Consider the following 8,028-nt stretch of genomic DNA (forward strand, 5'->3'; position numbering starts at 1 on the left):
TTTATGTATTGGAAGGTGGGATGAATAAGTGGCTAGAAAATAAACTAGAAGTAACGGATTATGTAACAGAACCTGTTGTATCTGATTCTTTACGTTTAACCATCAACTCTTCTCTCCTTGTTGATATGCCTGACGTGAAATCAGCTATTCATTTACCCGATACCGTTATCGTTGACTCAAGAGCTTATGAACGCTATTCAGGAAAAGTGGAACCTTTAGATGCTAGACCTGGTCATATTCCAAGCGCCCTTAGTTACCCTTGGACTGACTTAGTGAGTGATGGAAAATTAATGAATAAAGAAGAACTAGAAGAACGATTTGAACCCCTTGAAACTTATAAAGAAGTCATTGTTCATTGTGGATCCGGCATAACGGGCACAGTAAATATTCTTTTCATGGAAGAAGTTGGTTTAAATCCCAAGCTTTACTTAGGTGGTTACAGCGATTGGGTTAGTTACGTGGATAATAAAATAGAAACAAAGAACTCATTTAAAAAAAGGTAAAAGGAGGTTAAACACTATGGCTATTGTTACTTTTGTTCTTATTGGCTGGATTTTGAGTTTATTTAAATTCGAACAGTTAGTTATTCAAGCTTTTAAAGAATTGTTTAATAAGGAAATATCTAAATCAACCTACTATTTCCTGTTTTTTTGTATCGGTATTTTTGGTGATTTGATTTTACTTTTCCAAGGTGCCTATTATGTATATTTTTTAAATTAATGTAGAAAAAAAGGTTTAAACAGTATCACATTCCTCCGCTCTAAAATTTGGAGGTGACATGTGACATTGTTCAAACCTTTCGATCATTTAAATAAACTTTAAAACAAAATAAAAAATGAATATTCCTGTTAACACGTACATCATTTTAGAGACGGATTTATGTTTTCCAGTACTTACTTTTAGAAATGTATAGAAAGAAAAACCCCATCCAATTCCATCGGCTATATTAAACGTTAAAACCATCATTAAAACCATTAATATAGCTGGAAAATATTCTGTGAATTCCATAAAATCAATATCTTTTAAATTTCCAGCCACTAAAAGGGAGCCTACTATAACAAGTAAAGCTGATATTACAGCTAGTGGAATAAGGGCAATAAAAGGAATTAAAAAGATAGTAAAAAGAAAATAGATCCCCACTAAGAAAGATGTTAATCCACTTTTCCCGCCTACCGCCATCCCCGTTGCTCCTTCCGCACTTGTACAGGTCGAGCTACAGCCCAAGACACTTGCCATCACAACAGATAATCCATTTGCTTCTAATGTTTTTTTTAAAACAGCTGGATCTTCAGAGTTTAAAAAACTAATTTGCGTTCCTAAATTTTGAAAAACAACAAGAATGAGCAATGAAAAGACCGCAATCCAATAATTTACAGAGAGAATACTAGAGAAGTCAAACTGGAAAATAAATGGTTCTAGCGAATTCATGTTGATTAAAGAATAAGAAAAAGAGCTAATATCCGTAACACCTAAAAAGATCGAGACAATAACTCCAAATACAATCGTTAGTAAAAAATTTCCTCTTACGTTTTTAACGAATAAAAACAGTCCCATTAATAAAGTAAGCAACATCGTTAACGGAATCGGCTGGAAAATATTATTTAGCGCTACAATCGTTTCCGGTGAAGAAATAATAATTTCACTATTTTTTAAACCTAGAAAGATTAAGAAGAAACCAACTCCTGCACTCATTCCTTTAATCATTGTCGATGGTATTGCTCCTAAAAGCAACCCAGTAACTTTAAAATAAGTTAATAAGAAAAAAATCACTCCAACGATAAAAACAATCGATAAGCCTTCTTGCCACGTAAAAGCGAATGCACCTACTAAAATATACGTGAAGAAAGCATTATCGCTCATTCCTGGAGCCAAAATTAACGGGGACTTAGCATAGAGCCCCATTAAAATGTTGCTAAGAGCAGTCGTCAAGATTGTTGCAACCATAACTGAATTATAATTCATTCCCGTTTGCGATAAAATCAACGCATTCACTGCTACAATATAAACAATAGAAACAAAGGAAGTAATACTCGCTTCTACTTCTGTTTGTAACGTACTGCCACTTTCTTTTACTTTAAAGAATTGTTGCAAGGTCCCCATTATCTCACACTCGCATCATAATGAATTCCCAATGCTTTTGGCGCACGAGTTTTTCTACCGGTGAAAATAAGGGCAAGTAACGTTACAAGATATGGCAGCATATAAAAGACTTCTGTTGGAATAGAACTTGCGAAATCTAAAATTTGAATTTGATCTTTAATAGATTGTGCAAATCCGAATAGCAAAGCTCCCGCTAAAACGCCATATGGATTCCAACGACCTAAGATAACCGCTGCAATTGCAATGTATCCTTGTCCTGCAATTGTGTTAAAAGAGAAGTTTCCATTTGTTGTTAGAACAATTGTCGCTCCACCTAATGAAGCAATTGAGCCACTTAACATAACAGCCCAAAATTTGATTTTCATTACATTAATTCCTGCTGTGTCAATTGATCCTGGATTTTCTCCGACCCCTCTTAAACGTAAGCCTAAAGAAGTTTTAAAGAAAACAAACCCGATTAAAAGAACAGCTGCAAAGGCAATATAGGTTGTAGGATATGACCTAAAAAGTGCTTTACCAACTACCGGAATATCCGATAAATAAGGAATAGAAATTTTTGAAAACATATTTTTTAAACGTGGTGTTTCTGCTGCTCCGTCAAAAAGAAGTTTAACTAAGAAAAAAGTGACATTGGCTGCTAACAAGTTGATAACAACCCCACTAATAACATGATCCGCTTTATATTTTAACGTTGCTAAAGCATGCATCCCTGAGAATAATGCTGTGCAGATAAAAGCTGTTAGTAAACCAATGAAGGGACTTAATCCTCCCATACCAGCTGACTCAGCATAATAAGCTCCAACTGCTGAAAAAAATGCTCCAGAAACCATGAAACCTTCTATTCCTAAGTTTATCACACCGGCTCTTTCACTCAACATTCCACCTAAGCCACCAAATAGTAAGGCTGCCGCAAAAATCAAACTTCCACTTATAATATTAGCCGTCATTTTACTCTACCTCCTTTTTTAGCGTCTTTTTTTTCGGTAACAATGCTTTAACAATACCAGGAGCTGCTACAAAGAAAATAATCAATGAAATAACAATTCCGATAATTTCGCTTGGTACGCCTGCACCAAATTGCATACCCTGTGAACCATAATCTAATGCCCCAATTAGGATCCCTGATAACGTTGTTCCTAACGTTGAATTGCCACCTAATAAAGCTATCGCGATACCATCAAACCCTACACCACTTGTAGAAGAGACGATGGCTACGTATCCATATACGCCTAATGTATCTAATGTGCCGATTAAGCCACCTAGTGCACCAGAAATAAACATTGTTCTGACTAAAATTCCATTTACTTTCATGCCTGAATAATTCGCTGCATCAGGGTTTAATCCAACTGCTTTAGTTTCATATCCCCAACGTGTTTTTTCGAAGAAATAATAGAATCCGAAAATAATGAATGGAATGATGATGAAACCCCAGTGAATACGAGCACCTCCAAACAGATTATTTAATGACGGGAATCCAATACTCGCCGACTCATTGATAAGAGATGAGCGTGCTGTTCCTTCTTGTGCTGCAAAACTCTTGATCAGCATATGACTCAAGTAGAGTGCAATATAGTTTAACATAATCGAACTGATAACCTCATTAATTCCAAACCTAGTCTTAAGACTAGCGATTAGAACTCCCCATAAACCTCCAGCAATGACACCGACTATAATTGCTACAATCCCATGTATGATTGGAGGTAAATCAATCAACGTACCAACTAAAAGAGAACTCACCGCTCCCATAATAATTTGTCCATCAACCCCGATGTTAAAAATACCTGCTTTACTTGCTACCGCAACCGCGAATCCACTTAGAAGAAGTGGGATGATAGCTCGGACGGTTTCACCCATATCGTAGGTTGATCCAAAAATCTTTAATACTAAAGATTGGTAGGCTACTATTGGGTTATATCCTCCGATCAACATAACGATTGCTCCGATGACAAGTGCAATAAGGATAGCTATTAACGGAATAGTTGCTTGACTATTCTTTAAATTTTTTTTTATTTTTTCCATAGTCTCATTCATCACCCGATCCTTTGCCAGCCATCATTAGACCTAATTCTCTATCGTTTGTTTCACTTGGTCTTGTCTGTCCAACTATTTGTCCATCAAAGATAATGTCTATTCTATCTGATAAGGTTAGTATTTCTTCAAGTTCAAAAGAAATCAGTAAAATAGCGACCCCTTTATCCCGTAAACGAATAACTTCACGATGGATGAAGTCAATAGCGCCAATGTCTAATCCCCTTGTAGGTTGAACAATGATTAACAGTTCTGGATTACGGCTAATTTCTCTTGATAAAATAACCTTTTGTTGATTCCCACCAGACATTCCACGTACAATTGTCCGTTCATTTTCAGCACGAACATCATAGTTTTTCATTGCTGCTCTAGCTTCTTCGTACATTAGGGCTTTATTTAATTTAATTCCATCATTGTATTTTTCTTTATAATATTCGATTAAAATTAAGTTTTCAGCGATGTCATTTTCTAGAACCAACCCATGTTTGTGTCTATCTGCTGGTACATAACTTACTCCAGATTCATAGATTTCACGAGTGGTTTTATCTTTTTGAGATACACCGTTAATAACGACATCGCCTTCTTGAAAACTACGCATCTTTATAATGGCTTCAGCTAATTCCATTTGACCATTTCCATCTACACCAGCAATCCCCACTACTTCACCAGAAGCAACGGTTAGATTAATATTGTTTAATACTTTCTTTTTACTCGGACTTAGCATCGTTAGATTTTTAATTTCTAAAATTGTTTGTTTAGGATTGTATGCTTCTTTATCAATCTCACGCGAAATATTTTTACCAATCATCATTTCTGCTAATTCTTCTTTATTTGTGTCTTTAATATCAACCGTACCGATGTATTTCCCTTTACGGATAACGGTACATTTATTAGCTACCTTCATAATTTCATTTAATTTATGCGTAATCAAGATGATAGATTTTCCTTCTGCTACTAGTTTTTGCATCACTTGCAATAACTCACCAATCTCATCGGGTGTTAATACTGCTGTTGGCTCATCAAAAATTAATAGATTTGCTCCTCGATACAAACATTTTAAAATTTCAACTTTTTGTTGCATTCCTACTGGTAAATCCTCAATTTTACTATTTGGATCTACTTTCAGACCATATTTTTCAGAAATAGTTTTAACTTCTTTAATCGCTGCTTTCATATTTAAGCGGATTCCGTTTTTTGGCTCCATACCTATAATAATATTTTCAGCAACAGTAAAGTTTTCAATTAATTTAAAATGCTGGTGAACCATTCCAATTCCTAAATGAATAGCATGGTTTGGATTTTCTATTTTTGTTTCATTCTCATAAACTGAAATACTGCCCTCTTCAGGTTGGTACATCCCGAAAACGACATTCATTAAAGTAGATTTCCCTGCACCATTCTCACCTAGTAAGGCGTGGATTTCTCCACGTCTTACAGTCAGTGAAACGTCATCATTGGCAACAAAATTACCGAATTTTTTTGTAATGTGTTTTAGCTCTAATACTTTTTCAACTCGTTTTTGTTCCATAGTATGACTCTCCTTTATGGTTTTTCAGGAACTGTGATCTCTCCAGAAATAATTTTTGTTTTGTAATCTTCTACAAGGTCTAATACATCTTTTGGTACATTTTTATCTGACGTCGTTGCTAAGCCAACACCATCTTCAGCTAGACCTAAACTAACAACTTCTCCGCCTGGGAAGTTTCCTTCAGCTGTTTTTTCAGAAATTTCATAAACAGCGTTGTCTACATTTTTCATCATAGAAGTTAATGTAACGTCGTCACCGAATTCTAATGATTGATCTTTGTCTACTCCGATTACCCAAACTTTTTCTCCATTTCCAAAGCGTTCTTGTGCTTCATTGAAGACACCATTCCCAGTACCACCTGCAGCGTGGAAGATAATATCTACGCCATCGTTATACATTGTAGAAGCAGCAGATTTACCCATATCTACACGATTAAAGACACCCACGTAGTTCGCTACAACTGTTGCATCAGGATTTACCGCTTTCACTCCTGCTTCAAAACCTGCATGGAAGCGTTGGATAACGGGAATTTCCATTCCTCCGACAAAACCAATTTTATCTGTTTCAGTCATGCTAGCTGCAACAACTCCTGCTAAAAATGCTCCTTCATTTTCTTTAAACGAAACGGAAACAACATTCTCAATTCCTTCTACTTCTGCATCTACAATTCCTAATTTTGCATCTGGATTATTGCCAGCAATTGTTGTTACGGCATCAGCTAATGTTGATGACGTTGCCCACGTTAAGTCTGTTTTGCTGTTAACAAATTGTAACAAGCTTGGTTCTACTTCTGAATCTGCTTTTGGCTCAAGGTATTTTACTTCATAGCCCTTATCTTTATTTAAACGTTGTAACCCTTCCCAAGCACTTTGGTTAAATGATTTATCGTTTACACTTCCTAAGTCCGTTACCATTCCTAATTTAAATTCTTTTTTATCGCCTTTATCTGCTCCCTCACTTGCTTCTTCATTTCCACAAGCTGCCAATAATGTCATAGATAATAATGCGAACCCAATAGTTTTGATTGTTGTTTTTTTCATTTTGTATCACTCCTGTAGTTTATTTGTTTGATCATTTTTAATACGTTCTCGTTGCTTACTTTAATTCGGTTAAGAAACTTTCACCATTTTCGATTGCGGGTAAACCAAAGTTAGCAACAATGGTCGCACCGATATCTGAAAAGTGCTTGCCAGGCTTCAATTCTTGAGGTTGGTTAAATTGTTTTGAATAAACAAGTAATGGAACATACTCACGTGTATGATCTGTTCCTGGAGCAGTTGGATCATTTCCATGGTCAGCTGTAATCAATAACAAATCATCTTCATCGAGTCTTTCCAAAATTTCTGGTAAACGTTTATCGAAGTCCATTAAAGCTTCTCCATAGCCTATTGTGTCTCGACGGTGTCCATACAGAGCGTCAAAATCAACTAAGTTGGTAAAGGATAAGCCCTCAAAAGGTTTCTCCATTACTTTTAATAACTGATCTACACCATCCATATTGCTTACTGTTCGAACGGCTTGTGTAATACCCTTTCCGTTGAAGATATCACTAATCTTACCTACTGCGATAACTTCTTTTCCGTTATCTTTCAGTTTATCTAATATGGTTTCACCAAATGGACTTAAAGCATAGTCGTGACGATTTGCTGTACGTTTAAATGCACCAGGCTCTCCAAGGTAAGGCCGTGCAATGATTCTTCCTATCATATAAGGATCATCTTTTGTAATATCACGTACATACGCACAAATGTCGTATAACTCTTCTAAAGGAATAATTTCTTCGTGAGCTGCAATTTGAAGAACGGGATCTGCTGATGTGTAAACAATCAATGCGCCTGTCTTCATTTGTTCTTCACCTAACTCATCAAGGATACCCGTACCAGATGCTGGTTTATTTCCAATAACTTTTCTCCCTGAGTATGCTGTTATTTTTTCGAGTAATTCATCTGGGAAGCCATCTGGAAACACTCTGAAAGGTGTATCAATTTGCAAGCCTGCGATTTCCCAATGGCCCGTCATGGTGTCTTTTCCAACACTTTTTTCAGCTAATTTAGTATAGTAGGCTTCACTTTTTGTTACTTTATTTATCCCTTTTAATTGGTCAATATTTCCTAATCCCATTTTTTCTAGGTTTGGTAAAACTAATTCCATCGACTCAGCGATATGTCCTAGGGTGTGTGACCCTGTATCGTTAAATGCTGCAGCATCTGCTGCTTCGCCTATTCCGACTGAATCTAACACAATCAAATGTATTCGTTTACTTTTCATATTACCTTTCCTCTCTATTAATGGTACACTCTTGTTACTATTAAAATTTTGTTGAGGTGAAAACATGAGTAAAAATGTTCAGTTATTTGACGGTCTTTCAGACA

General features: G+C 36.0%; 8 protein-coding genes. 2 read left to right on the forward strand and 6 right to left on the reverse strand.

The features are described 5' to 3' along the window. Window positions 1-503: sulfurtransferase (locus WBF61_RS04415; protein ID WP_424254272.1), on the forward strand; the 503-nt coding region annotated here is incomplete at its 5' end. A gap of 16 nt (window positions 504-519) precedes the next feature. Then, window positions 520-720 (forward strand): hypothetical protein, encoded by a 201-nt coding sequence (locus WBF61_RS04420; protein WP_424254273.1) that lies wholly within the window; start codon window positions 520-522, stop codon window positions 718-720. 87 nt (window positions 721-807) lie between these two features. Here the strand turns inward: WBF61_RS04420 and WBF61_RS04425 are convergent, their stop codons facing one another. From WBF61_RS04425 to deoB, 6 genes are read right to left on the reverse strand one after another with little or no spacing between them, the layout of a single operon-like run. Beyond that, window positions 808-2,100, reverse strand: a complete 1,293-nt coding sequence (locus tag WBF61_RS04425) for an NCS2 family permease (RefSeq protein ID WP_424254275.1) — start codon at window positions 2,098-2,100, stop codon at window positions 808-810. Next, window positions 2,100-3,047, reverse strand: a complete 948-nt coding sequence (locus WBF61_RS04430) for an ABC transporter permease (RefSeq protein ID WP_424254277.1) — start codon at window positions 3,045-3,047, stop codon at window positions 2,100-2,102. Before WBF61_RS04430 ends, WBF61_RS04425 begins: the two co-directional genes overlap by 1 nt. Window position 3,048: 1 nt before the next feature. Then, entirely contained in the window at window positions 3,049-4,131 is a 1,083-nt protein-coding gene (locus tag WBF61_RS04435) for an ABC transporter permease (RefSeq protein WP_424254278.1), read from the reverse strand. Next, the gene (locus tag WBF61_RS04440) at window positions 4,124-5,656 is read right to left on the reverse strand and encodes an ABC transporter ATP-binding protein (protein WP_424254280.1); all 1,533 of its coding nucleotides are present in this window, start codon (window positions 5,654-5,656) and stop codon (window positions 4,124-4,126) included. The genes WBF61_RS04435 and WBF61_RS04440 overlap by 8 nt, the downstream gene beginning before the upstream one ends. A gap of 14 nt (window positions 5,657-5,670) precedes the next feature. Further along, the gene (locus WBF61_RS04445) at window positions 5,671-6,696 is read right to left on the reverse strand and encodes a BMP family lipoprotein (protein ID WP_424254282.1); all 1,026 of its coding nucleotides are present in this window, start codon (window positions 6,694-6,696) and stop codon (window positions 5,671-5,673) included. Between the two features lie 55 nt (window positions 6,697-6,751). Further along, a complete protein-coding gene (gene deoB, locus WBF61_RS04450; protein WP_424254283.1) occupies window positions 6,752-7,924 on the reverse strand; it encodes a phosphopentomutase in 1,173 nt (390 codons plus the stop codon). Window positions 7,925-8,028: the final 104 nt, after the last annotated feature.

The sequence above is a fragment of the Carnobacterium sp. genome, assembly GCF_049673005.1.
Classification (GTDB): Bacteria; Bacillota; Bacilli; order Lactobacillales; family Carnobacteriaceae; genus Carnobacterium_A.